Raw genomic sequence first — 22755 nt, forward strand, 5'->3', positions numbered from 1 at the left:
CCGGCCTTCATCTGCACAAAATACGCCTCAAATGACCCACCTCCATAAACTGCTCTCTGCTGTCCTGCCATCCGAAGCTGTTCAAGAAATCCATGAGCAGATGTACGTTCATCCCGGACTGCAGCAAGCCGCTTCCGGCACCGTGACACGCGCGGAACTGGCCCAGGCGCTCAATATGGCTCTGTTCCACGGCCTGGTGCAGCGCGTGCCGGCCGGGCAGGACTACATCGCAAGCGACGTGGTGGGCCAGCAGCGCAAGGTGGTGTTCGACCACGGCGCCCTGCGCACTGTGCGCTGGCCCAGCGGCGCGCTGCCGGCCGGCGAGGCAGCCTTCACGCGTGTGCTGCGCCCGCTGGGTTTTGAATTGCAGGGCACCTACCCGCTGCCGCGCCTCAAGATGACGGGCCGGGCTTACAGCCACCGCGATTTCCCCGAAGAGATCGCGCAGTTTTTTGTCTCCGAACTGCACCCCGAGCAGTTCTCCGCGCCCTTCCAGTCGGCCGTCACGCGCGTGCTGGCCAGTTCGCGCGACCCGTTGGGGCCGCAGGACATCGCCGACCTCGAGCAGCTCACGCGCGACGGCGTTTTGCCGCTGGCGCAAGCGCTGCGCCTGCTGCCGCAATTGCTGCAGTGCTTTGATCGCCAGCACGGTGTGTTCGCGATGGACGACTACGAACTGCTGCTGGCCGAATCGGCCGAGATGGCCTGGATTTCCACCGAAGGCAATGCCTTCAACCATGCGACCGACCGGGTGGACGACGTGGACGCGGTGGCTGAACGCCAGCGCGCACTGGGCCGGCCCATCAAGGACAAGGTCGAGGTCTCGGCCAGCGGCCGCGTGCGACAAACGGCCTTTCGCGCCGCCGGCGTGCAGCGCGACTTCATCACGACCGAGGGCCGCGTCTCGCGTGAAGTGCCCGGCTCGTTTTACGAATTCATTACGCGCGACGAACTGCACACCGCCGGCGCGGCCAACGACCCGGTGCAGCCGCGCCTGGACCTGGCCTTTGACGCCGGCAATGCCACCGGCATTTTCGGCATGACGGCCGCCCGCGCATGACAGACGTACGCGGGGCACTGCGCCCGCTGTACGCGCAGGCCAGCGGCTCGCCGATACGCGCCATGCTGGCGCTGGCCGGCCGCGAGGGCATGATTTCGCTGGCCGGCGGCCACCCCGACCCGGCACTGCTGCCGGCCGACTGGCTGCGCGAGTCGCTGCTGGAAGTGGCCGGCCGGCTGCAAGGCCGCAGCCTGCAATACGGCGCCACCGAAGGCCTGGCCGCGCTGCGCGAAGCCAGCGCGGCGCTGCTGCAACAGCGCGGCCTGGCGGCGCAAGCCGACGGCGTGCTCATCACCACCGGCTCGCAACAGGCCATTGACCTGCTCGCGCGCGTGCTGGTTGAACCCGGCGAAGGCGTGGCGGTGGAATCCTTCAACTACCCGGCGGCGCTGCAGGCCTTCCGTTTCGCGGGCGCGCGCCTCGTCGAAGTGCCGACCGACGCGCAAGGCATGGACATCGACAAACTCGAACCCATCCTGCAGGCCGACCGCCCGCGCGTGCTCTACGTCGTCCCCAATTTCGCCAACCCGACCGGTGCCGTGATGCCGCTGGCACGCCGGCTGCGCCTGCTGGAACTGGCTTCGCAGTACGGCGTGACACTCATCGAAGACGATCCCTATGGCGAACTCTGGTTTGAGGAAGCGCCGCCGCCTTCGCTCGCGCAACTGAACCAGCAGGCCGGCTCGCCCGCGCAGGTCGCCTATATGACCAGCTACTCCAAGGTCGTCGCGCCGGCCTTGCGCCTGGGCGTGCTGCTGGCGCCGGCCGAGATCGCACGCGGCGTGGTGCTGGCCAAGCAAGCAGCCGACGTGCACAGCGGTTCGCTGGAGCAGCTGACGCTGGCGGCCATGCTGGCCTCCGGGCGCCTGGCACTGCACCTGGCGGATCTGCGCCCGGCCTATGCCGCAAAAGGCGCAACGCTGGACCAGGCGCTGCGCACGCATTGCAACGGCCTTCTGGAGTTTGACAAGCCGCAGGGCGGCATGTTCATTTGGGCAAAACTCAACGCTGCCCTGCCCTTGCTGCCCACGCAGGCCTGGATGGACTTCGGCCTTCAGCACCAGGTGCTGGTGGTGCCGGGCGCCGCCTTCAGCATCGGCAACAGCGCACAGCCCTGGCTGCGCCTGAGTTTTGCCAACCCCACGCCGGACGCGCTGCGGCAAGGCGCTGAACGCCTGGGCCGCGGCCTGCGAGAACTCGCCACCCAACACTGATTTCAAGACACACCACGAAAGGACTTCATCATGAGTCACGCCAACGACGTTTCATCCCTCTTCAAGGCCCTGGGCCTGAGTGCCGAGCTGGCCAGCAAGGCGCCCTCGGCCATCACGGTGGCCACGCCCATCGACGGCAGCCAGCTGGCCCGTGTGGCCGTGCACAGCGCGGCCGAGGTGGACAGCGCGCTCAACGCCACGCACCAGCGTTTTCTCGAGTGGCGCAACGTGCCCGCGCCCAAGCGCGGCGAACTGGTGCGCGCCTTCGGTGAAACCGTACGCCGCCACAAGGCCGAACTGGGCCAGCTGATCTCGCTGGAGACCGGAAAAATTTTGCAGGAAGGCCTGGGCGAAGTACAGGAGGTCATCGACATCTGCGAATTCGCGGTCGGCCTGTCGCGCCAGCTCTACGGCCTGACGATTGCCAGCGAGCGCCCCGACCACAAGCTGCTGGAAACCTGGCACCCCGTGGGCGTGGTCGGCATTATCTCGGCCTTCAACTTCCCGATGGCGGTGTTCGCCTGGAACGCCGCGCTGGCGCTGGTCTGCGGCAACACCCTGGCCTGGAAGCCGTCGGAAAAAACACCGCTGTCGGCCATCGCGCTCAACGGCCTGCTGCTGCAGACCGCCAAAGAGCTGGGGCTGGCCACGCAAGGCCTCAGCGAATTGCTGATCGGTGAGCGCGCCACCGGTGAAGCACTGGTCAATCACCCGCACGTCAAGCTGGTCAGCGCCACCGGTTCCACCGCCATGGGCAAGAACGTGGCCATCGCCTGCGCTGGCCTGTTCAAACGCTCGCTGCTGGAGCTCGGCGGCAACAACGCGGCCATCGTCTGCCCTTCGGCCAACCTGGAACTCGTGGTGCGCGGTGCGGCCTTTGCGGCGGCGGGTACCGCCGGCCAGCGTTGCACCAGCCTGCGCCGCCTGGTCGTGCACCGCTCCATTTACCCGGAGCTCGTCAAACGCCTGGTCGCTGTTTTTGAACGCCTGCCCATCGGCAACCCGCTCAAAGATGGCACGCTGGTCGGCCCGCTGATCGACGGCCGCGCATTTGAAGCCATGCAGTCGGCGCTGGGTGAAGCGAAGAAGCTGGGCGCCACGGTGCATTTCGGCGACAAGCAGCCCGGCGAAGGCTCGGCCCACTATGTGCGCCCCGCCATCGTGGAATTGAAGGAACAAGCCGGCCCCATGCTGCACGAAACCTTCGCGCCCATCCTCTACGTCGTGCCCTATGACAACTTCGAGGACGCCATCGCGATGAACAACGCCGTGGTGCACGGCCTGTCGTCGGCCGTCTTCACGCAGGACCTGCGCGAGGCCGAAATCTTCACCTCGGCGCGCGGCTCCGATTGCGGCATCGCCAACGTCAACATCGGCACCAGCGGTGCCGAAATCGGCGGAGCCTTCGGCGGCGAGAAAGAAACCGGCGGCGGACGCGAGTCGGGCTCCGATTCGTGGAAGGCCTATATGCGCCGGGCCACCAACACCGTCAACTACGGCTCCAGCCTGCCGCTGGCGCAGGGTATCCGCTTCGAGATCTAGGGCCCGAGAAGGCCGGCGTCAGTAGGCCGCGCCGGGTGCTGCCGGCTGCGCGGCGCCGGAGGGCACAAGGTCTGCCGCCAGGCGCCTGGCGGCGTTGGCATAGACCAGGACGTCAACGCCGACGGCCACAAAAGTGCAGCCCAGCGCGAGGTAACGCCTGGCCAGCGCCGGGTCCGAGGTCAGCGTGCCGGCCGCCTTGCCCGAGGCGATGATGGTTTTCATGGCCTGCTCGATCGCGGCCTGAACCTCGGGATGGCCGGGTTTTCCGCGGTGGCCCATGGAGGCGGCCAGGTCGGCGGGGCCGATGAAAACACCGTCCACCCCCTCCACCGCACAAATGGCTTCCAGGTTGCCCAGGGCGGTCACGGTTTCCGCCTGCACCAGCAGGCAGACCTCGCTGTCGGCCGTGTCGAGGTAGTCGGTGCGCGCGCTCCAGCGCGAAGCACGCCCCACGGCGCTGCCGACCCCGCGAATACCCAGCGGCGGATAACGTGTGGCGCTGACCATGGCCTGCGCCTGTTCGGCCGTGTCGACCATGGGGATCAGCAGGTTTTGTGCGCCTATGTCCAGCAACTGCTTGATCAGCGGCACTTCGCCGGCCACTGCGCGCACCACGGGCTGCGCGCGGTAGGGCGCCACAGCCTGGAGCGAAGCCAGCGTGCTGCGCAAATCGTTGGGCGCATGCTCGCCGTCGATCAGCAGCCAATCGAAGCCGGCCGTGGCGCTGACCTCGGCAAGGTAGGGATCGGCCATGGAAAGCCACAGGCCGACTTGGGGCCGGCGGGCGGCGAGAGCGGTTTTGAAGGAATTATTGGCGGGCATGGCGCAAGTGTTGGGTCCAGGAGAGTCCAGAAAAAGCAAGTCGCCGGGCCGGCTCAGCCCGTCACCAGGTGATGGGCGGGCAAGCTGCCGGTGGCCAGGTAGTCCACGATGTTACGCGCGGTGATGTTGGCCACTTGCGCCGCCGCGTTGCGGGTGACGCCCGCGACATGCGGCGTGAGCAGCACATTGGGCAGCGCCAGCAGCGGGTGGCCGGCCGGCAGGGGCTCGGTATCGAAGGTGTCCAGCCCGGCACCCTCCAGGTGGCCGGATTGCAAGGCCTCCAGCAGCGCCGCTTCGTCCACGACGGGGCCGCGCGCCGTGTTGATGAGCAGGCTGCCGCGCCGCATGAGCGACAGCTCGCGCCGGCCTATCAGGCCGCGTGTGCGCTCGGTCAGCGGGCAATGCAGGCTCAGGATGTCGAGCTGCGCCAGAAAGCGGTCCAGGTCGGGCTCGGTCGCATGGCTGTCGGCCTGCCCGTGGGGGCGCAGTACCAGCACCCGGGCGCCCAGCGCGGCGGCAAGCCGCGCCGTGCTGCGGCCTATGCTGCCGTAACCCAGGATGCCGACCACGGCGCCGCGGAAATCACGCCCTTGCCAGGTGCTGTCGGCCCAGCGGCCGCCGCGCACCATGCCGTCGAGCAAGGGCAACTGCCGCGTGAGCGCGAGCATGAGCGCCAGCGCGTGCTCGGCCACAGCATCGGCATTGGCGGCGGGCGCCACGGCGACGGCCACGCAGTGCTGGCGGGCGGCGGCCAGGTCCACGCTGTCCACGCCCGCCCCGTTCTTGGCGACGATCTTCAACGCCGGGGCGGCGGCCAGAACGCGCGCCGAAATGGGCTTGGAGCCCCGTAACACCACGGCCTGCGCGCCTGTGGCCGCCAGCTGCGCGGCCAGCACGTCTTCGGTAACAGGGTCGGGTAAAAAGGTGATCTGCCCGCCCGCGCCGCGCACGATGTCTTGCGCGGACGGGGCCCAGTAGGCAGCGGTGACGAGAACCTGAAAAGTGGAGTCCATGCCTTCAGTCTATGCGGATGCCGTTGGCGGCAATGACCTTGCCATAGCGGCTCCATTCGTCCTGGGTAAAGCGGGCCAGGTCTTGCGGCGAGCCGGGCTGGGTCCGCACGCCCAGGTTGCCGAATTTCTCCAGGACGTCGGGCTGTTTGAGCACGGCTACCAGCGACGCATTGAGGCGGCCGACGACTTCTTTGCTGGTCCTGGCGGGCGCATACAGCGCATACCAGGCATTGACCTCAAAGCCGGGATAGCCCACCTCCGAAAAGGTGGGGACACCCGGCAACTCGGGCAGCCGGGAGGATGCCGCGACCGCCAGGGCCCGGACCTTGCCGCCCTTGATCAGCGGCGTGGCGCTGGTCAAGGTATCCAGGATCATGTCGAGCCGGCCGCCCATCAGGTCCATGGTGTGGGCATTGCCGCCTTTGTAGGGCACATGGTTGATCTGGATATTCGCGCTTTGCTTGAACAGCTCGGCCGCCAGATGCAGCGGGGACCCATTGCCCGCGGAACCATAGTTCAGCGCGTTCGGCTGGCGCCGTGCGGCTTCGACCAGCGAGCGCAGGTCGGCGTAGGGCGAGTCTTTGGCGACGATCAGCACCATGGGCACAATACCGATGGTTCCCACGGGGGTGAAGTCGGCGATGGCGTCATAGCCGGGCTTGGCATAGAGGTGAGGACTGACCGCGTGGCTGGCCAGCGAACCCAGCACCAGCGTGTAGCCGTCGGGAGCCGCCTTGGCCGCTGCCGACGTACCAATGGTGGTGCCGGCACCCGGGCGGTTGTCGATGATGACCGGCTGCTTGAGGTTCTCGCCCATCTTCTGCCCCACCAGGCGTGCCACGGCATCGTTGGCGCCGCCGGCAGGGTAAGGCACCAGCAGGGTCAGCGGCTTGTTGGGATAGTCGCTTTGCGCATTGGCCGCGGGGCTCAGCCCGCAAGCTGCCAGGGCGGCAAGCAGCAGTATCCGGCGGGCGGCCCGCCGCATGGTGGGAGGAAAAGTTGGCATGGTCGTTGTCTCCTTGTGTATTTTTCAAACGGTTCAAACGGTTCAAGCGGTCGAGAGCGTTGAGGGCCTTTCGGGCCGATCGCCCGGGCCGGCCCGGGCAGAGATACCTGGTGTGCGGGCCAAGCGCCAACAGCGTTTGTTTCAAGGCCCTAGCTGACGATGCCCAGGTGCCAGGGCACGAATTCGTGGTCGCCCAAGCCCAGCGCCTCGCTCTTGGTCGGCTCGCCGGAGGCATGGCGCAGGATCTCCTCAAAAATCCGCCGGCCCATCTGCGCTACATCCAGCTCGCCGTCCAGGATGGCGCCGCAATTGATGTCCATGTCTTCTTCCAGGCGCTTGAACATGGGTGTATTGCTGGCCAGCTTGATCGTGGGCGCCGGCTTGGAGCCGAACATGGAGCCCCGGCCCGTGGTGAAGCAGATCAGGTTGGCGCCGCTGGCGATCTGGCCGGTCGAAGCCACCGGGTCGTAGCCGGGCGAGTCCATGAAGACAAAACCGTTCTGGGTGATCGGCTCTGCATATTCATAGACCGCCTGCAGCGGCGTGGTGCCGCCCTTCATGGCCGATCCCAAAGACTTCTCGAAGATGTTGGCCAGCCCGCCCGCGTGGTTGCCGTGCCCGACCACGCCGTTGAACTGGGCGTTGTGGCCTGCCGTGTATTTTTCCCACCAGGCCAGCCGGTCCAGCAGCTTCTGCCCCACTTCGGGCGTGACGGCGCGGCGGGTCAGCATGTATTCGACGCCGTGGATTTCAGGGGTCTCCGACAAGATGGCGGTGCCGCCGTGGCGCACCAGGATGTCCATGGCCGCGCCCAGCGCCGGGTTGGCCGTGATGCCGGAAAAACCGTCCGAGCCACCGCACTCCAGGCCGATCTTCAAGTGGCTGGCAGGAACGACCTGACGCCGGGCGGCGTCCGCCTCTGGCAGCATTTCGTAAATAGCGGCGATACCAGCCTCTATCGTGGCGCGGGTACCGCCGACCTCCTGCATCACCATGGTGCGCATGAGTTTGCTGGTCTCCAGGCCTTGCGACTCCACCAGCGACGAGACCTGGTTGCGCTCGCAGCCCAAACCGACGATCAGCACGCCGGCCAGGTTGGGATGGCGTGCGTAGCCGGCCAGGGTGCGGCGCAGCACGTCGAAATGCTCGCTGGGGGACGACATGCCGCAGCCGCTGGTTTGCGCGAAAGCCGCCACCCCGTCCACATTGGGGAAGGCCGCCAGCCGCTCCGGCGTGAAGTGGGCCGCGATGTTCTTGATGACGGTGGCGGAGCAATTGACCGACGACAGGATGCCGATGAAATTGCGGGTGCCCACGCGGCCGTCCGGACGCACAAAACCCATGAAGGTAGCGCGCTCGGCTTCCGGCACATAGTCCACCGGCCGCACGTCCCGGCCGAAGGCCGGGTCGCGCTCAAAGTCCACCAGCGCCATATTGTGCGAATGCACGTAGTCGCCCGCCTCGATGTCGCGGGCGGCCATGCCGATCACCGTGTCGTACTTCAGGATGCGCTCGCCCTGCGCGATGCGGCAGGCCGCGACCTTGTGCCCCGCCGGCACCTGCGCGCGCGCGCGCGCGCCGGTCCCGGGCAGTTCCTGGCCCAGCGACAGCGCGGTTTTGGCGACCAGTACGTTGTCGTTGGCGTGCAGGCGTATCAGGGGGCTGGCGGCAGGGGATGCCGTGAAGGCGGTGGTGGCGGTGGTAATGGCGGTCATGGTTCCGTTCAGGTCAGGTCCTAGCTCTTCATCAGCTCCTTGAGCTTGAGCTTGTCGATCAGGGTGGTTTCTTTCTGGTACATGGCGGCGACGTATTTCTCGTAGTCGGGGCCGTCCAGGTAAAGCACCGGCGCATCGATCCTGTCGGCCACCTGCTTGAACTCGGGGCTGGCCACGGCCGCACGGAAGGCCTCGCGCAGCTTCATCGCGACGGCCGGGTCCAGGCCCTTGGGTGCGCCTATGCCGTTGGGCGCATCCACCACGACGTTGTAGCCCAGTTCCTTGAGCGTGGGCGCATCCTTGAACCGCGAGGCGCGGCGTTCACCCCAGGTGGCCAGCAACCTGAGCTTGCCCGCCTCGACATGCGGCGCCCAGGAGCTGGAATCGGCCAGCAGGTCCACATGCCCGCCGAGCACGGCCTGCAGCGCCTCGGCGCCGCCTTTGTAGGGGACATGGTTGAACTGGATGCCGGCGGCAAGCGCGAACTCTTCCATGCCCACGTGCGTGGCGCCGCCGACGCCCGCGTGCGCATAGGTCACCTTGCCGGGATTGGCCTTGGCAAAGGCCACAAGCTCCTGCAACGATTTGAAGCGCGAGTCCGCGGGGACGGCCATGCCGAAAGTCTGGCCCGAGGTGCGGGCCAGATAGGTCAGGTCCTTGAGCGGATCGAGTTGCAGGGTGCCCAGCTGCGAAAAGCGCGTGACGGAAATGGGAATCTGGCCGATGGTGTAGCCGTCGGGCTTGGCGGAAGCCAGGGCCCGGGTACCGATCATGCCGGAAGCACCCGCCTTGTTTTCCACCGCGATTGCCTGGCCCAGCACGCGCGAGGCGACCTGGCACAGGGCGCGCATGGACTGGTCGGCGGTGCCGCCCGCGGGCCAGGGGCAGATGAAGGTGATGGGCCGTTCGGGATAGCCCTGGGCCAGCGCGCGCAAAGGGTTTACCAATGCGCCGGCACCGGCCAGGGCGCCGCCGATGAGCAGGCTGCGGCGCCTGGCGTTGAAAGGAAAAGGGGGAACCTTGGGGGAAGTTGTCATGGGGTTTGTCTGCCTCTGGGTGGATGTCGTGCCGCGGCTTTGCCGCATTTCTTGTTCCCCGATTCTTGCCAGCTTCTTCATAACAACCTAATCGATTATTGGAATCACTTCATAGCCTTTGGGTTAACATGAAGCATGAGCCAGATCGACCGTGTCCTGCGTTCCAACATCAAGCTGCGCCACCTGCAACTGGTGGTGGCGCTGGACCAGTTCCGCCACCTGGGCCGAACCGCCGAATTCCTGTCGGTCAGCCAGCCCGCCGTGTCGAAAATGCTGACCGAAGTCGAGAGCATGCTGGGGCTGGCCCTGTTTGACCGCTCCACCCGCGGCACCGAGCCGACCTCCAGCGGCGAAGCCATCGTCCGGTTTGCCCGTTCGGTGCTGGCCGAGTACGAGCGCACCCGCGACGAAATTTCCGCCGTGGCCAGCGGTGCGGCGGGACGCACGCGTGTGGGTTCCATGGTGGTGGCCATGCCGGTGCTTCTGGCCGGCGCCGTCAAACTGCTCAAGCAGCGCTCAACCCTGGCGACGGTGCTGGTGGAAGAAGGCGACCTGACGCGGCTTTTGCCCCGGCTTCGCATGGGCGAACTGGACTTGTTCGTCGGCCGCCTGGAGCCCGGCTATGCCGCTCCCGACCTGGTGACGGAAGCGTTGTTCGACGAACCCATGGTGGTCGTGGTCAAGCACGGCCACGCGCTCATGCGCAAGAAAAATCCAGGCTGGAACGATCTGGCCGGCATACCCTGCGTGCTGCCCCCGCCCTGGGCATCGCTGCGCGTGAAGATAGAGCAGACCTTCTTCCGCCATGGCCTGAATCCGCCCACCGACATCATCGAGACATCGTCTTTCCTGGCGCTCAGCACCTTTGTGCAGCAACGCGACGCGGCCGGCTTCCTGGCGCGCTCGGTCGGCCTGCACTTCCAGCGGGAAGGCTTGCTGGATGTCCTGCCGATCGAGGTTCCGATTGAACTGCCGCCTATCGGACTCATCACCGTGCGGGGACGGCGGCTGACACCCAGCAGCGAGCAGTTGATGGCCTGCCTGCGCCTGACGGCGGAATCCACGCGGCAATCCGATCCGCAGGCCAAGGTTCGCAAGAACCGCAGGCCGGTGCAAGTGCGTGTGACGCCTTCCCCCTCTGGGGGAAGGTAGGGATGGGGGCTCGCGACGTACGAATCATCGCGGCTCAAAATAAAGCCGAGGCCCCCATCCCAGCCTTCCCCCAGCGGGGGAAGGGGCAAGAAGCAGCAAACTTCAGACTGCGCTGAAATCCGGTTTTCGCTTATCCAAGAACGCCGAAAACGCCTCTTTCGCAGCCGGCTCACCCAGCATGCGGCCAAAACTTGCGCCCTCTTCGGCCATGCGCTCGGCCACGAGAGTGGCATTGCCTTTTTTCATGAGGCGCTTGGTTTCCATCAGTGCGCTGAGCGGCTTGGCCACGAGTTTTTGCGCCTGCCTTTGTGCCAGCGCATTGGCTTCGGTGGGCGGCACGATGCGGTTGATCAGGCCTATCTCCAGTGCCGTTTCGGCCATGAAGGGCTCGCCCAGCAGCAGGGCCTCGGCCGCGCGCGGGTAGCCCATGAGCTGCGGCACCAGGAAGCTGGACGCCGCCTCGGGGCACAGGCCCAGGTTCACAAAGGGCATCGAGAACGCGGCGTTGTCGCCCGCATACACCAGGTCGCAGTGCAGCAGCAGCGTGGTGCCTATGCCGACGGCCGGGCCGCACACCGAGGCGACCAGCGGCTTGGGGAAGCTGCTGATGCCGCGCAGGAAGCGGAACACCGGCGAGTCCAGGGTGGCGGGCGGCTTGTTCAGGAAATCGGCAATGTCGTTGCCGGCCGAAAAAATTGTTTCATGGCCCTGTATGACCACCGCGCGCACGGCCGCGTCATGATTCGCCGATTCGAGCGCGTCGGCCAGGGCGCCGTACATGGCGGAGGTGATGGAGTTTTTCTTGTCCAGGCGGTTCAGCGTGATGGTCATCACGCCGGCGTCGATGTGACTCAGGATTTCGGGGATGCTGCCGGTGGAAATTGGAGTGGGAGTGTTCATGGTGTTTTCCGTTGAGACGCCAAGTGTAGGGGCCTTCATTCCTTGTAATAGACGATCTGCGTGCTGGTAGCCAGCAACACGCCGGCCTCGCTCCACAGCTGCGCGCTCTGGTCGAAAAAGCCGTTGCGAAAAGCCTGCGCCTTTGCTTGCCCCAGCAAAAATCCCTCGCCGCATTCCGCGAGCTGCCGGCTGTCCGCATGGAAGTAAGTCGTGATCGAGACCGTGCCGGCCGGCACACGCGTGGCGCGGCGCAGCCAGACGCGCGGGTAGAACACGTCGGCCATGGCGGCCAGCGCCGGGAAGTCCAGCGGGCGCGGCGGATCGTCGCGCACCCACAGCTGGGTCAGGCTGTCCACGCCGCTGCCGTCCCAGACCTGCGGGATCACGCCGCGCACCGGCCGCATGTCGTAGCGGTTCGTCCAGGCGGAGGTGGCAAAGCGCAGCCGGCCCGTCGCATCGGCCAGCGTCACCGCGGGCATGGGCGTGTCATTGAGGCTCCAGGTCTCGCGGCGCACGGCGGTCACGGCCGTGGCCGTCATCACGGCGCCGCCGGCGTCACCGTCCTGTGACAGCTCCACCGTCCAGTGCTGGGTCGAGCGGTTGGTGCGCACCGGTTTGGCCGTGACGCTGAACGGCCCTTCGGCCATGGCCGCGGCATAGTTGACGGTCAGCGCGACCGGCTCGCCGAGCAGCGCCGGGTGCAGCAGGATGGCGCGCAATGCCGTGGCTGCGGTGGTGCCGCCGAAGGGCCCCACCATGTTCCAGTAATCGGGACTGCTGTGGCCCAGCCAGGTGTCGGGCCTGCCGGCGCCGGCGGTTTCGAGCCGCAGCGCCTGGTCAAAGAAGTGGGGATTGCTCATGTCGGCAAGTGTGCAGCAGCTTCGCGGTTCAGGCGGTCTTCCTGGCGACGCCGGCCATGCCTTCGATGATCTGCTGGGCGCGCGGCCACAGGGTGTTGTTGAACTGCTCGCGGAAGAAACCGAAATGGCCGATGCGCCTGACTTGCAGGTCGGCCGGCGCGATGCGCTCAAAGCTGCGCGGCGCATTGGTATAGAGGTTGATCAGGTTTTGCGTGCCGCGCCAGGTCATGAGTTCGTCATCGGTGATGGACAGCGCCGTGACCGGGAAGCTGACCTTGCCGTAGCTAAGACGCGCGCTTTCGCCTTCGGCGCCCACGCTGTACTGCGGGTGCAAACACCACTTGCGCCACTGCATCATCACGCCGGCCGGCAGGTCGCCGACCTTGCGCAGGGTACGCCCCGGGAAGTAACCGAAGAGCCGCGTCGCCAGCGGCACCAGCACGTACCAGAAATACAAAATCATGCGCCTGAGCTGCGGCGCGTTGTCACGCCAGTAGCCACTGCCCGCCGCGATGCTGACCAAGCCGTTGATCTTGTCCTGGTTCTTCAGAAAGCCCGGCAGCTGCGCACCCAGGCTGTGGCCCAGCAGATAGAGCGGAGCAGCCGGCAAAGCCGCCTTAGCCGAATCGACCACGGCTTCATAGTCGCCGGCCCAATCCAGCAAGTCGGCCTTGAAGCCGCGCAGGCCGCCCTTGGCCGAGTCCGGCAGCGAATCCCCCGAGCCGCGGTAGTCAAAAGTGGTGACCCGAAAGCCCTGGCTCGACAGCCACTGCGCAAAAGGCGCGTAGTAATGCTGCCGCACGCCCATGGCCCCGCCTATCACCACACTGGTGTGGGCAGCCAGGGTTGCGTCATAAACCCGCAGCGAGAGCTGCGCCGTGCCGGTATCGAGAGTCTGGATCTGCATGGATGTCTCCTGAAAAGATCAGCAATAACCGTTCACACAATCAACCAATCACGACGGCCTCAACCACAACGGTCTCAAGGGCGTAGCGAGCGGGATGAGATGCAAGGCGGACGGAGCGGACCCACCGGAACGTACTTCAGGTACGTGAGGATGGGGAGCACCGGACCAACGCCGCAGATCGCCCGCGCAGTAGCCCCTCACACGCGCTCGAAGATGCCGGCTGCGCCTTGCCCCATCCCTACACACATCGTGACCATGCCGTACTTCAACTGGTGCCGATGCAATGCATGAATCACCGTCGCCGCCCGGATCGCACCGGTGGCTCCCAACGGATGGCCCAGCGCAATCGCGCCGCCCATGCGGTTGACCTTGGAGGCATCCAGCTTGAGCGTGTTGATGACAGCCAGCGACTGCGCGGCAAAGGCTTCGTTCAATTCAAACCAGTCGATGTCTTCCTGCTTGAGGCCGGCGTAACGCAGGGCGGCGGGAATCGCTTCGATGGGGCCTATGCCCATGATTTCAGGCGGCACGCCCTTGGCGGCGTAGCTCACAAAACGCGCGAGCGGCTTGAGGCCGAACTGCTTGACGGCTTTTTCGCTGGCCAGCACCAGCGCGCCCGCGCCATCGGAGGTCTGCGAGCTGTTGCCGGCGGTGACTGAGCCGCGCGCGGCGAACACCGTCTTGAGCTTGGCCAGGCCTTCGAGCGAGGTGTCGGGGCGTGGGCCCTCGTCCAGGCTCACGGTGCGGGTCTTGGCAACCACTTCACCGGTTTCCAGGTTGGCCGTGCGATCCGTCACTTCGACCGGCGTGATCTCGTTGCTGAATTCGCCGGCCTGCTGGGCCTTGATGGCCTTGAGATGCGACTCCAGCGCGAACTGGTCTTGCGCCTCGCGCGAGACCTTCCACTGCTGGGCCACCTTCTCGGCCGTCAGGCCCATACCGTAGGCGATGCCGACGTTCTCGTCGTTCATGAACATGCTGGGCGACAGCGAAGGCGAGTTGCCCGACATGGGCACCATGCTCATGCTCTCGGTGCCGGCGGCGACCATCACGTCGGCCTCACCCACACGGATGCGGTCGGCCGCCATCTGGATGGCCGACAGGCCCGAAGCGCAAAAACGGTTGACGGTGATACCGCCCACGCTGGTCGGCAGGCCGGCCAGCACCGCGCCTATGCGCGCCACGTTCAGGCCCTGCGGGCCCTCGGGAATCGCGCAGCCGCAAATAATGTCTTCAATCGCCTTCGGGTCCAGCGAAGGCACTTGCGCCAGCGCGGCCTGCAGCGCCTTGACCAGCAGGTCGTCGGGCCGCGTGTTGCGGAAATAGCCCCTGTGCGAGCGCCCTATGGGCGTGCGCGTGGCGGCGACGATGTAGGCTTCCTGGACTTGTTTGGCCATGATGGTTTCCTTCAATTTCTCGGTTAACTTTTCCGCGGGCCGGAGGGAATCCAGGCCCAGACAAATTCGCATTCCACCGGGTTCACGCCGGCTTCATCGGTCACGGTGACCGGTACGGTGACTTCACCCTTGTCGCTGGCCCGCATGGCCGCGCGCTGTTCGTCGCTCAGCGTGGCCACGGCGCGCAGGGCACCGGTGGCGCGCTTCTTGAACGCCATCTTCAATTCCTTGGCCAGCGGGATGCAGTCGTCGCGCACGTTCATGCCCACCACCATGCCGGTGGCGGTTTCCGCCAGCAGGTTCATGGCCGAGGCATGCACGCCGCCTATGTGGTTTTGCACCTTCTTCTCGTTCCTGATGCCGATCTCGACCCGGCCCGTCGTCATCTCGATGAACTCCAGGCCTGCGGTGCCGGTGAAAGGAACGGCGCGGCGCAGCACCACGTTGCGGAACCAGGGGCGCGCAAAGGCCGGCACTTCAGTGAGCCGTTCCAGCTGCCGCTCCAGGCGGTTGGGCTTGTGGTCAGACATCAGTTACGAACGGGCTTGCCCGTGCTCATCATTCCCATGATCCGCTCCTGGGTCTTGGGGTGTTCGAGCAATGAGCAGAAGGCCTTGCGCTCCAGCGTCATCAAATACTCTTCCGTCACCAAGGTGCCGGCATCCACGTCGCCGCCGCAGACCACACCCGCGATCAGGCCGGCGATGTGGAAGTCGTGCGCGCTGATAAAGCCGCCGTCGCGCATATTGACCAGCTGGCCCTTGATGGTGGCCCAACCGTTGCGGCCGACCACCGGGAACTGGCGCTTGTGCGGCGCGCGGTAGCCCGAGTTGAACAGCGCGCGCGCCTCGTTGAGCGCGACGAAGAGCAGTTCGTCTTTGTTCGGCACGATCACGTCGCTGTCGAGCAGGTAGCCGATCTTGCGGCTTTCAATGGCGCTGGTGCCGACCTTGGCCATGGCGGCGGCGGTGAAGCCTTCGGTCAGGAAGGGCAGGATGTCCTTGTTGGTGGAGGTACCGGCGTTCTCCGCGGCGCGGCGCGCGATGTAGGTCAGGCCGCCGGCACCGGGCACCAGGCCCACGCCAACTTCAACCAGGCCGATGTAGCTTTCCATCGCGGCGACACGTTTGGCCGAATACACCGCCATTTCGCAGCCACCGCCCAGCGCGATACCGCGGATGGCCGACACCACGGGCACGGCCGCGTAGCGCAGCTTGAGCATCACGTTCTGCAGTTCGGCTTCCGCGCCTTCAATCGCCTTGGCGCCGCCCATCATGAAGGCGGGCAGCATGGCTTGCAAATCCGCGCCGGCCGAGAACATCTCGTCGTTGGACCAGATGACCATGCCCTTGTAGCTTTTCTCGGCCAGGTCGACACCCATGGCGAGGCCTTCGGCCACGTCGGGGCTGATGGCGTGCATCTTGGTCTTGATGCTGGCGATCAGCACGTCGTCGTTCGTACCGCCCAGCGTCCAGAGGCGTATCGCGTCGTCTTCATGCAAGGTGGTGCCCGCCGTTTCAAAGGCCGGCGCTTTCGAGCCCAGCACGTCTTCGGGGAAGAACTGGCGCTCATAGACCGGCAGCTTGCGGCGCGGGATGAATTTCTTCGCGGAAGCGCTCCACGAGCCTTGCTCGGTGTGCACGCCGCCGGCCTCTGCCACCGGGCCCTTGAACACCCACTCGGGCAGCGGCGCCTTGGACAGCGCCTTGCCGGCATCAATGTCTTCCTGGATCCAGGTGGCGACCTGTTTCCAGCCAGCCTGTTGCCAGAGTTCGAAGGGGCCCTGCTTGGAGCCAAAGCCCCAGCGCATCGCGAAATCGATGTCGCGCGCGGTTTCGGCAATGCTTTCCAGGTGCACGGCGGCGTAGTGGAACTGGTCGCGCAGGATGGCCCAGAGGAAACGCGCTTCGGCGCCCTCGGCCTCGCGCAAGAGCTTCAGGCGTTCGCCCGCGGGCTTCTTGAGCATGCGGCCCACGACCTCATTGGCCTTGGCGCCGGCCGGCACGTATTCCATGCTTTCCGGGTCCAGGCGCAGGATGTCGCGGCCCTGCTTTTTGTAAAAACCGGCGCCGGTCTTCTGGCCCAGGCTTTTGGATTCGAGCAGCTTTGCCAGCACGGGCGGCGTGCCGTAGATGTCGGAGAACGGGTCTTCAACCTTGCCGGGGCCGAGGTTGTCCTGCAGCGTCTTGATGACGTGGGCCATGGTGTCCAGGCCCACCACGTCGGCGGTGCGGAAGGTGCCCGAACTCGCGCGGCCCAGCTTCTTGCCGGTCAGGTCGTCGACCACGTCGTAGCTGAGCTTGAAGGCTTCGGCTTCCTTGATGGTGGCCAGCATGCTGGCGATGCCGACGCGGTTGGCGATGAAGTTGGGCGTGTCGTGGGCGCGTATCACGCCCTTGCCCAGCGCGCTGGTGACGAATGCCTCGAGGTCGTCCAGCACCTTGGGTTCGGTGGTCGGCGTGTTGATCAGCTCGACCAGCGTCATGTAGCGCGGCGGGTTGAAGAAGTGGATGCCACAGAAGCACGGCTTGATGGATTCAGGCAGCGCCTCGCTGAGCTTGGTGATGGACAGGCCCGAAGTGTTGCTGGCGACGATGGCGCCTTCGGCGATGAAGGGCGCGATCTTGTGGTACAGGTCGGTCTTCCAGTCCATGCGCTCGGCGATGGCCTCGATGACGAGGTCGCATTCGCGCAGCAGCTCCATGTTTTCTTCATAGTTGGCCTGCTGGATCAGTGCCGCGTCTTCGGGCACGCCCAGCGGGGCAGGCTTGAGCTTCTTGAGGCCTTCGACCGCCTTGATGACGATGCCGTTCTTCGGGCCTTCCTTGGCGGGAAGATCAAACAGGATGACCGGAACCTTGACGTTGGCCAGGTGGGCGGCGATCTGCGCGCCCATGACGCCGGCGCCGAGCACGGCGACTTTTTTGACTTGGAATCGTGACATGGTTAGGACCTTGTGGGAGATGACTGGTTGAAAAATTCGAGCACCGCGTTCCAGTAGCGCTGCGGCTCGTCGCGCATGCCGTGGGTATGGTCGGCCTTGTCGAGGATCACGCGCTGGATGCGCTCGGGCCTCGAGGCGGCCTGCTGCAGCGCATCGCCGAAATGCACCGGCGTCCAGCGGTCGGCCCGGCTGTGGATCAGCAGCACGTCCACGTCGCGCATATTGGCAAGGTGGTGGACGGGCCGCAGGTGCAGCTCGCCTTGTGGGCTGATGCGCCGGCTGATATTGAGCACCGCATGGGCAAAAGGGTAAGCTTTCCAGAAATCGGGCAGCGTGGGCGGGCAGCCTTCGGCCACCACTTTGTCGTAAGGGAAATCCGCCTCGGCGATGGCGCTCAAAGTGTTGATGGCGCCGAAAGACGCCGTCAGCGCATGCACCGGCAGGCCCGCGAACGCGGCGCGCGCCCAGAGACCCACCGACATCGCGTCACCGGGAAAATCGAAATTGGTCGACGGGCTTTCACCGAAGCCGTTGAAGTCGAAAGCCACCACATGAAAGCCCGCATCGAGCAGCGCCTGGGCGTGGCCGTGGCGCAACCAGAAACCCTTGCAGGCAAAACCCATGGGGTGGGCGCACACCACGACACCGCGCGGGGCCAGCGGCGTGCGCGCCACGATGGCTTCGAGCCGGCTGCTGCTGCGGCTGTCGATACGCACCCGTTCCCAGCCTTCTTGCGGCACGTCCGCCGGCCAGCGCCAGGGTTTCATGAAACGGCCGAAAAACGGCTTCTTGAGCAGATGGTGGCCGTACCAGCGGCGTGCGGCCGGCGGGGTGCTGCCACCGGCGCCAAAGGGCCGGGACCACAAACGGGAAATCGCTTCACCCATGACTGGCCCTCATGTGCGTTGCGTTCATTGCAGACGCGTCCAGGTCTGGGTGCGGCCGAAAGGACCAAAAGAGCCGCGCACGTCCATCTTCTTGCCGCCCTCAACCGGGGTCATCTTGAGGTTGTAGCTCTTGCCGTTTTCCGGATCCAGGATCTTGCCGCCTTCCCAGACGTCGGCGTCGGGCGACTTCTTCGCGCCGCGGATGATCTCCAGGCCCAGCCGCGGCTTGTCCTTGCGGTCGTCGGTGCATTCGGTGCAGACATCGTCCGGCTTGACGCCGGGAGACAGCCGCTTTTCGACCTTGCCGTTCAACACGCCGCCGCTCTCAACGATGCGGACCTCGAATTTGGGCTCGCCGGTTTTTTCGTCAAAGCCGCGCCACAGGCCGACCGGCGTGTTCTGGGCCAGCGCCGGAATGGCCATCAGGCCCAGGGTCAATGCGAGCAATGGGTGTTTCATGGTGTCTCCCCTTGTCCTGATCAAAAAAATCAAGCCAGCGCTTCGTCGGTTTCCATCAGCGCCTTGCTGCCCGAGCGTGCCGTGCGCATCAGCGTCGCGGTTTCGGGGAACAGTTTGGCGAAGTAAAAGCGCGCGGTCTGCAGCTTGGCCACATAGAACTTGTCGGTATTGCCCGCAGCGATCTCGCGCAGCGCAGTTTGTGCCATGAGCGCCCAGAAGTAGCCGAACACCAGGTGGCCGGCCACGCGCAGGTAGTCGACGGCGGCGGCGCCCACTTCGTCGGGGTTCTGGAAGCCCTTGAAGCCCAGCTCGGTGGTGAACTTGGTCATCTGGTCGGCCAGGTAGGCCAGCGGGTTAATGAACTCGGCCATCTTCTCGTTGACGCCTTCCTCGGCGATCAGCGCGCCAATCACCTTGCCGAATTTTTTCAGCGTGGCGCCGTTGTTGCCCAGCACCTTGCGGCCCAGCAGGTCCAGCGACTGGATGGTGTTGGTGCCTTCGTAAATCATGTTGATGCGGTTGTCGCGCACGAACTGCTCCATGCCCCATTCCTTGATGAAGCCGTGGCCGCCGAAGACCTGCATGCAGGCGTTGGTGGCGATGTGGCCGTTGTCGGTCAGGAAGGCCTTCACGATGGGCGTGAGCAGGGCGACGATTTCGCCGGAGTCCTTGCGCACTTTTTCGTCAGGGTGGTTCAGCTCCTTGTCGAGCAGCAGCGTGCAGTAGATCGCCAGCGCGCGGCCGCCTTCGGCGTAGGCCTTGGCCGTCAGCAGCATCTTGCGCACGTCGGGGTGCACGATGATGGGGTCGGCAGGCTTGTCCTTGGCCTTGACGCCGGACAGCGAGCGCATCTGGATCCGGTCCTTGGCGTAGGCCAACGCGTTCTGGAAAGCCACTTCGGTCAGGCCCAGCGACTGGTTGCCCACGCCCAGGCGGGCGGCATTCATCATCACGAACATCGCGGCCAGGCCCTTGTTGGACGCGCCCACCATGGTGCCGACGGCGTCTTCGAGCACCATCTGCGCTGTGGCGTTGCCATGGATGCCCATCTTGTGCTCCAGGCCGCCACAGTAGATGCCGTTGCGCGAACCGAGGGCGCCGTCCTTGCCGATGTTGAACTTGGGCACGGCGAACAGGCTGATGCCCTTGCTGCCCTGGGGCGCGTCCGGCAGGCGGGCCAGCACCAGGTGCACGATGTTGGCGGCCATGTCGTGCTCACCGGCGCTGATGAAAATCTTGTTGCCGGTCAGGCGGTAAGTGCCGTCAGGCTGCGGTTCGGCCTTGGTGCGCAGCAGGCCCAGGTCGGTGCCGCAATGCGGCTCGGTCAGGCACATGGTGCCGGTCCATTCACCGCTGGTGAGCTTGGGCAGGTAGAGCTTTTTCTGCTCGTCGGTGCCGTGGGCATGCAGGGCCTCATAAGCGCCGTGCGAGAGGCCCGGGTACATGGTCCAGGCCTGGTTGGCCGAGTTCAGCATTTCATACAGGCACTGGTTCAGCACAAAGGGCAGGCCCTGGCCGCCGTATTCTGGGTCGCAGCTCAACGCGGCCCAGCCGCCTTCGACGTACTGCGCATAGGCTTCCTTGAAGCCCTTGGGTGGCGTGACTTCGTGCGTGGTCTTGTCGAGCTTGCAGCCTTCTTCGTCGCCGCTGATGTTCAGCGGAAAGGTCACTTCGGCGGCGAACTTGCCGGCTTCTTCGAGCACCGCGTTGATGGTGTCGACGTCGACGTCCGCGTGCTTGGGAATGGCCTTGAATTCGTCGGTGACCTTGAGCACTTCGTGCATGACGAATTGCATGTCGCGCAGGGGCGGGCTGTACTGTGGCATGTGGGTGGGTCCTTTAGCGTTAAACCAGTTTGGAAGGGGAAGCTTTGCCCGAAACTTTTTTGGGCGAAGCGGAAGAGGTGGACGGAATGGAAGGCGCGGCGGCGTCAGCGCCGTAACGCCCCAGGATGTTGGCGAAACCCGTGTTGGCGCGGTCCATGGAGCCCGGCGTCTTCAGGAAGCGGGCTTCGTAATGCAGCGCCAAGATCAGGCCGTGGATCTCAAAAGCCATCTGGTGCTCGTCGGCGTCGGGCCGCAGGTGGCCGGCCTCCTTGGCCTGCACCACGGCACGGTACATGGCGGCCAGCCAGGTGCGCACCGAACCCGCGAGTGCGTCGCGCACCGGGCCCGGCCTGTCGTCGAACTCGACGGCGCCGCTGATGTACAGGCAGCCCGAATCGATTTCGAGCGAGGTGCGTTTCATCCAGTTGTGGAACAGGGCTGCCAGGCGCGGCAGGCCGCGCGGCTGCTGCAGCGCCGGGAAGAAGACTTCTTCCTCGAAACGCACGTGGTATTCACGGATCACCGAGATCTGCAGTTCCTCGCGTGAGCCGAAATGGGCAAACACGCCGGATTTGCTCATGCGCATGACCTCGGCCAGCGCGCCTATGCTCAGGCCTTCGAGGCCGATCTGCGTCGCCAGGCCCAGGGCCGCATCCACAATGGCCGCCTTGGTCTGCTGGCCTTTTTGCTGGCTTTTGGCCATGGCGCTGCCCGCAACAGCTGTGCGGGAGGCTTTGGCGGGGAGTTCTGTGACGGGCATGGGCTACAAAATAAAACGAACGGTCGTTCTATTTTGCAACACTTTGATGACCATGGGCAAGCCGGGGTTGTTGGGTGCCCGCTTATAGGGACCCAGTTCTAACCGTGGATAGGGTAAACCCAGCCCCCTTCCACGGTGATTGGTACCCATTGGTTGTTGCTACCCCGAACTCTTCAAACAAGCAGGGGCCGCGGAACTGGCTTTGCCAGGCCGCAGGCGCAGCGGCCCCCTCGGGGGGCAGCGACCCACACGCAGTGGGGGAGCGTGGGGGCTCTATTTAAGCTTGAACGGCACCACGGTCTGGTGCTGCTCACCCAGCCCCTCAATCCCTAGCGACATGGTGTCGCCCTTCTTCAGGAAGACCGGCGGTTTCATGCCCAGGCCGACGCCGGGCGGCGTGCCGGTGGTGATGACGTCGCCGGGTTCCAGCGTCATGAACTGGCTCACGTAGCTGACGATTTTCGCGACGCTGAAGATCATGGTCTTGGTGCTGCCGTTCTGCACGCGCTTGCCGTTGACTTCCAGCCACATCGACAGCTTCTGCGGATTCGGCACTTCATCGCGCGTGACCAGCCAGGGGCCCAGGGGGCCGAAGGTGTCGCAACCCTTGCCCTTGTCCCAGGTGCCGCCGCGTTCGATCTGGAATTCGCGTTCGCTGACGTCGTTGATGGTGCAGTAGCCGGCCACGTGGTTGAGCGCTTCTTTTTGCGAAACGTAGCGGGCCTGCTTGCCGATGATCACGCCGAGCTCGACTTCCCAGTCGGTCTTGACCGAATTCTTGGGCAGCATGATGGGGTCGTTGGGGCCCTGGATGCAGCTGGTGGCCTTCATGAAGACGACGGGCTCGGCCGGAATCGGCAAGCCCGATTCGGCGGCATGGTCGGCATAGTTCAGGCCGATGGCGATGAACTTGCGCGTGCCGGTGACTGGACTGCCGTAGCGCGGCGAGCCCTTGACCAGCGGCAGCTTGTCGGTCTTGAGCTTGGCCAGCTTGGCCAGCGCGGCGTCGCCGAGTTGCTCAGGGCCGATGTCCTTGATGACGCCGCTGAGGTCGCGCAGCTTGCCATTGGCATCGATGAGGCCGGGCTTTTCCTTGCCGGGGTTGCCATAACGAACGAGTTTCATGGTTTTTCCTTTTGATGAGATAACAAGTGAAGCGATGTAGTGTTCAGAAATTCGATGCTTGGGATGCAGGGCAAGGCGCACGGAGCGCAGGAACCGGAATGCACTTGGGTGCATGAGGATTCCGAGCAC

The 22755-nt window shown here is 65.3% G+C and carries 20 protein-coding genes; 4 read left to right on the forward strand and 16 right to left on the reverse strand.

Annotated elements, in window-relative coordinates:
* Nucleotides 1-31 precede the first annotated feature (31 nt).
* Genes AC1D1Y_RS13455 through amaB form a run of 3 tightly spaced genes read left to right on the forward strand, consistent with a single transcriptional unit; the run spans nt 32 to nt 3816 of the window.
* The gene (locus AC1D1Y_RS13455) at nt 32-1060 is read left to right on the forward strand and encodes a 2-oxoadipate dioxygenase/decarboxylase family protein (RefSeq protein WP_477682765.1); all 1029 of its coding nucleotides are present in this window, start codon (nt 32-34) and stop codon (nt 1058-1060) included.
* Complete coding sequence (locus tag AC1D1Y_RS13460) at nt 1057-2274, forward strand: aminotransferase-like domain-containing protein (protein ID WP_477682766.1); 1218 nt, start codon at nt 1057-1059, stop codon at nt 2272-2274. The genes AC1D1Y_RS13455 and AC1D1Y_RS13460 overlap by 4 nt, the downstream gene beginning before the upstream one ends.
* Before the next feature lie 30 nt (nt 2275-2304).
* Nucleotides 2305-3816, forward strand: a complete 1512-nt coding sequence (gene amaB / locus AC1D1Y_RS13465; protein ID WP_477682767.1) for an L-piperidine-6-carboxylate dehydrogenase — start codon at nt 2305-2307, stop codon at nt 3814-3816.
* 18 nt (nt 3817-3834) lie between these two features.
* On the opposite strand, the gene hpaI is transcribed toward amaB, so the two are convergent.
* The 5 genes from hpaI to AC1D1Y_RS13490 form a co-directional block, all read right to left on the reverse strand.
* Complete coding sequence (gene hpaI / locus AC1D1Y_RS13470) at nt 3835-4638, reverse strand: 4-hydroxy-2-oxoheptanedioate aldolase (protein ID WP_477682768.1); 804 nt, start codon at nt 4636-4638, stop codon at nt 3835-3837.
* Between the two features lie 53 nt (nt 4639-4691).
* On the reverse strand, nt 4692-5651 hold the full coding sequence (locus AC1D1Y_RS13475) for an NAD(P)-dependent oxidoreductase (protein ID WP_477682769.1): 960 nt from the start codon (nt 5649-5651) through the stop codon (nt 4692-4694).
* A gap of 4 nt (nt 5652-5655) precedes the next feature.
* Nucleotides 5656-6657 carry a Bug family tripartite tricarboxylate transporter substrate binding protein gene (locus AC1D1Y_RS13480; RefSeq protein ID WP_477682770.1) on the reverse strand — a complete coding sequence of 334 codons (1002 nt, stop codon included), beginning with the start codon at nt 6655-6657 and terminating at the stop codon, nt 5656-5658.
* Between the two features lie 149 nt (nt 6658-6806).
* On the reverse strand, nt 6807-8372 hold the full coding sequence (locus AC1D1Y_RS13485) for a UxaA family hydrolase (protein ID WP_477682771.1): 1566 nt from the start codon (nt 8370-8372) through the stop codon (nt 6807-6809).
* Nucleotides 8373-8392: 20 nt separating this feature from the next.
* Nucleotides 8393-9409 (reverse strand): tripartite tricarboxylate transporter substrate binding protein, encoded by a 1017-nt coding sequence (locus AC1D1Y_RS13490; protein ID WP_477682772.1) that lies wholly within the window; start codon nt 9407-9409, stop codon nt 8393-8395.
* A gap of 135 nt (nt 9410-9544) precedes the next feature.
* Between AC1D1Y_RS13490 and AC1D1Y_RS13495 the strand changes: the two genes are divergently transcribed.
* Nucleotides 9545-10561, forward strand: a complete 1017-nt coding sequence (locus AC1D1Y_RS13495) for a LysR substrate-binding domain-containing protein (RefSeq protein WP_477682773.1) — start codon at nt 9545-9547, stop codon at nt 10559-10561.
* Nucleotides 10562-10663: 102 nt separating this feature from the next.
* Here AC1D1Y_RS13495 and AC1D1Y_RS13500 read toward each other — a convergent pair whose 3' ends face one another.
* From AC1D1Y_RS13500 to AC1D1Y_RS13550, 11 genes are all read right to left on the reverse strand, one after another.
* Entirely contained in the window at nt 10664-11461 is a 798-nt protein-coding gene (locus tag AC1D1Y_RS13500; RefSeq protein WP_477682774.1) for an enoyl-CoA hydratase, read from the reverse strand.
* A gap of 35 nt (nt 11462-11496) precedes the next feature.
* A complete protein-coding gene (locus AC1D1Y_RS13505; protein WP_477682775.1) occupies nt 11497-12321 on the reverse strand; it encodes an acyl-CoA thioesterase in 825 nt (274 codons plus the stop codon).
* A 28-nt stretch (nt 12322-12349) separates the two neighbouring features.
* Entirely contained in the window at nt 12350-13228 is an 879-nt protein-coding gene (locus tag AC1D1Y_RS13510) for an alpha/beta hydrolase family protein (RefSeq protein ID WP_477682776.1), read from the reverse strand.
* Between the two features lie 197 nt (nt 13229-13425).
* The gene (locus AC1D1Y_RS13515; RefSeq protein ID WP_477682777.1) at nt 13426-14625 is read right to left on the reverse strand and encodes an acetyl-CoA C-acyltransferase; all 1200 of its coding nucleotides are present in this window, start codon (nt 14623-14625) and stop codon (nt 13426-13428) included.
* 23 nt (nt 14626-14648) lie between these two features.
* On the reverse strand, nt 14649-15155 hold the full coding sequence (locus AC1D1Y_RS13520) for a DUF4442 domain-containing protein (RefSeq protein WP_477682778.1): 507 nt from the start codon (nt 15153-15155) through the stop codon (nt 14649-14651).
* Nucleotides 15155-17569, reverse strand: coding sequence for a 3-hydroxyacyl-CoA dehydrogenase/enoyl-CoA hydratase family protein (locus tag AC1D1Y_RS13525; RefSeq protein ID WP_477682779.1), 2415 nt, complete (start codon nt 17567-17569; stop codon nt 15155-15157). The genes AC1D1Y_RS13520 and AC1D1Y_RS13525 overlap by 1 nt, the downstream gene beginning before the upstream one ends.
* Before the next feature lie 2 nt (nt 17570-17571).
* Nucleotides 17572-18456 carry an alpha/beta hydrolase gene (locus AC1D1Y_RS13530; protein ID WP_477682780.1) on the reverse strand — a complete coding sequence of 295 codons (885 nt, stop codon included), beginning with the start codon at nt 18454-18456 and terminating at the stop codon, nt 17572-17574.
* A 24-nt stretch (nt 18457-18480) separates the two neighbouring features.
* Nucleotides 18481-18915 carry a DUF2147 domain-containing protein gene (locus AC1D1Y_RS13535; RefSeq protein ID WP_477682781.1) on the reverse strand — a complete coding sequence of 145 codons (435 nt, stop codon included), beginning with the start codon at nt 18913-18915 and terminating at the stop codon, nt 18481-18483.
* A gap of 29 nt (nt 18916-18944) precedes the next feature.
* Nucleotides 18945-20741: an acyl-CoA dehydrogenase C-terminal domain-containing protein gene (locus AC1D1Y_RS13540; protein WP_477682782.1), complete on the reverse strand. Its 1797-nt coding sequence runs from the start codon at nt 20739-20741 to the stop codon at nt 18945-18947.
* 19 nt (nt 20742-20760) lie between these two features.
* Nucleotides 20761-21501 (reverse strand): TetR/AcrR family transcriptional regulator, encoded by a 741-nt coding sequence (locus tag AC1D1Y_RS13545; protein WP_477682783.1) that lies wholly within the window; start codon nt 21499-21501, stop codon nt 20761-20763.
* A 273-nt stretch (nt 21502-21774) separates the two neighbouring features.
* Nucleotides 21775-22626 (reverse strand): fumarylacetoacetate hydrolase family protein, encoded by an 852-nt coding sequence (locus AC1D1Y_RS13550; protein WP_477682784.1) that lies wholly within the window; start codon nt 22624-22626, stop codon nt 21775-21777.
* Between the last annotated feature and the right edge of the window lie 129 nt (nt 22627-22755).

It is taken from the genome of Polaromonas sp. P1_G1, from assembly GCF_056405595.1.

Coding starts and splice junctions, on each gene's coding strand:
- AC1D1Y_RS13455 (WP_477682765.1), top strand. CDS start 32: ATGACCCACCTCCATAAACTGCTCTCTGCTGTCCTGCCATCCGAAGCT.
- AC1D1Y_RS13460 (WP_477682766.1), top strand. CDS start 1,057: ATGACAGACGTACGCGGGGCACTGCGCCCGCTGTACGCGCAGGCCAGC.
- amaB (WP_477682767.1), top strand. CDS start 2,305: ATGAGTCACGCCAACGACGTTTCATCCCTCTTCAAGGCCCTGGGCCTG.
- hpaI (WP_477682768.1), bottom strand. CDS start 4,638: ATGCCCGCCAATAATTCCTTCAAAACCGCTCTCGCCGCCCGCCGGCCC.
- AC1D1Y_RS13475 (WP_477682769.1), bottom strand. CDS start 5,651: ATGGACTCCACTTTTCAGGTTCTCGTCACCGCTGCCTACTGGGCCCCG.
- AC1D1Y_RS13480 (WP_477682770.1), bottom strand. CDS start 6,657: ATGCCAACTTTTCCTCCCACCATGCGGCGGGCCGCCCGCCGGATACTG.
- AC1D1Y_RS13485 (WP_477682771.1), bottom strand. CDS start 8,372: ATGACCGCCATTACCACCGCCACCACCGCCTTCACGGCATCCCCTGCC.
- AC1D1Y_RS13490 (WP_477682772.1), bottom strand. CDS start 9,409: ATGACAACTTCCCCCAAGGTTCCCCCTTTTCCTTTCAACGCCAGGCGC.
- AC1D1Y_RS13495 (WP_477682773.1), top strand. CDS start 9,545: ATGAGCCAGATCGACCGTGTCCTGCGTTCCAACATCAAGCTGCGCCAC.
- AC1D1Y_RS13500 (WP_477682774.1), bottom strand. CDS start 11,461: ATGAACACTCCCACTCCAATTTCCACCGGCAGCATCCCCGAAATCCTG.
- AC1D1Y_RS13505 (WP_477682775.1), bottom strand. CDS start 12,321: ATGAGCAATCCCCACTTCTTTGACCAGGCGCTGCGGCTCGAAACCGCC.
- AC1D1Y_RS13510 (WP_477682776.1), bottom strand. CDS start 13,228: ATGCAGATCCAGACTCTCGATACCGGCACGGCGCAGCTCTCGCTGCGG.
- AC1D1Y_RS13515 (WP_477682777.1), bottom strand. CDS start 14,625: ATGGCCAAACAAGTCCAGGAAGCCTACATCGTCGCCGCCACGCGCACG.
- AC1D1Y_RS13520 (WP_477682778.1), bottom strand. CDS start 15,155: ATGTCTGACCACAAGCCCAACCGCCTGGAGCGGCAGCTGGAACGGCTC.
- AC1D1Y_RS13525 (WP_477682779.1), bottom strand. CDS start 17,569: ATGTCACGATTCCAAGTCAAAAAAGTCGCCGTGCTCGGCGCCGGCGTC.
- AC1D1Y_RS13530 (WP_477682780.1), bottom strand. CDS start 18,456: ATGGGTGAAGCGATTTCCCGTTTGTGGTCCCGGCCCTTTGGCGCCGGT.
- AC1D1Y_RS13535 (WP_477682781.1), bottom strand. CDS start 18,915: ATGAAACACCCATTGCTCGCATTGACCCTGGGCCTGATGGCCATTCCG.
- AC1D1Y_RS13540 (WP_477682782.1), bottom strand. CDS start 20,741: ATGCCACAGTACAGCCCGCCCCTGCGCGACATGCAATTCGTCATGCAC.
- AC1D1Y_RS13545 (WP_477682783.1), bottom strand. CDS start 21,501: ATGCCCGTCACAGAACTCCCCGCCAAAGCCTCCCGCACAGCTGTTGCG.
- AC1D1Y_RS13550 (WP_477682784.1), bottom strand. CDS start 22,626: ATGAAACTCGTTCGTTATGGCAACCCCGGCAAGGAAAAGCCCGGCCTC.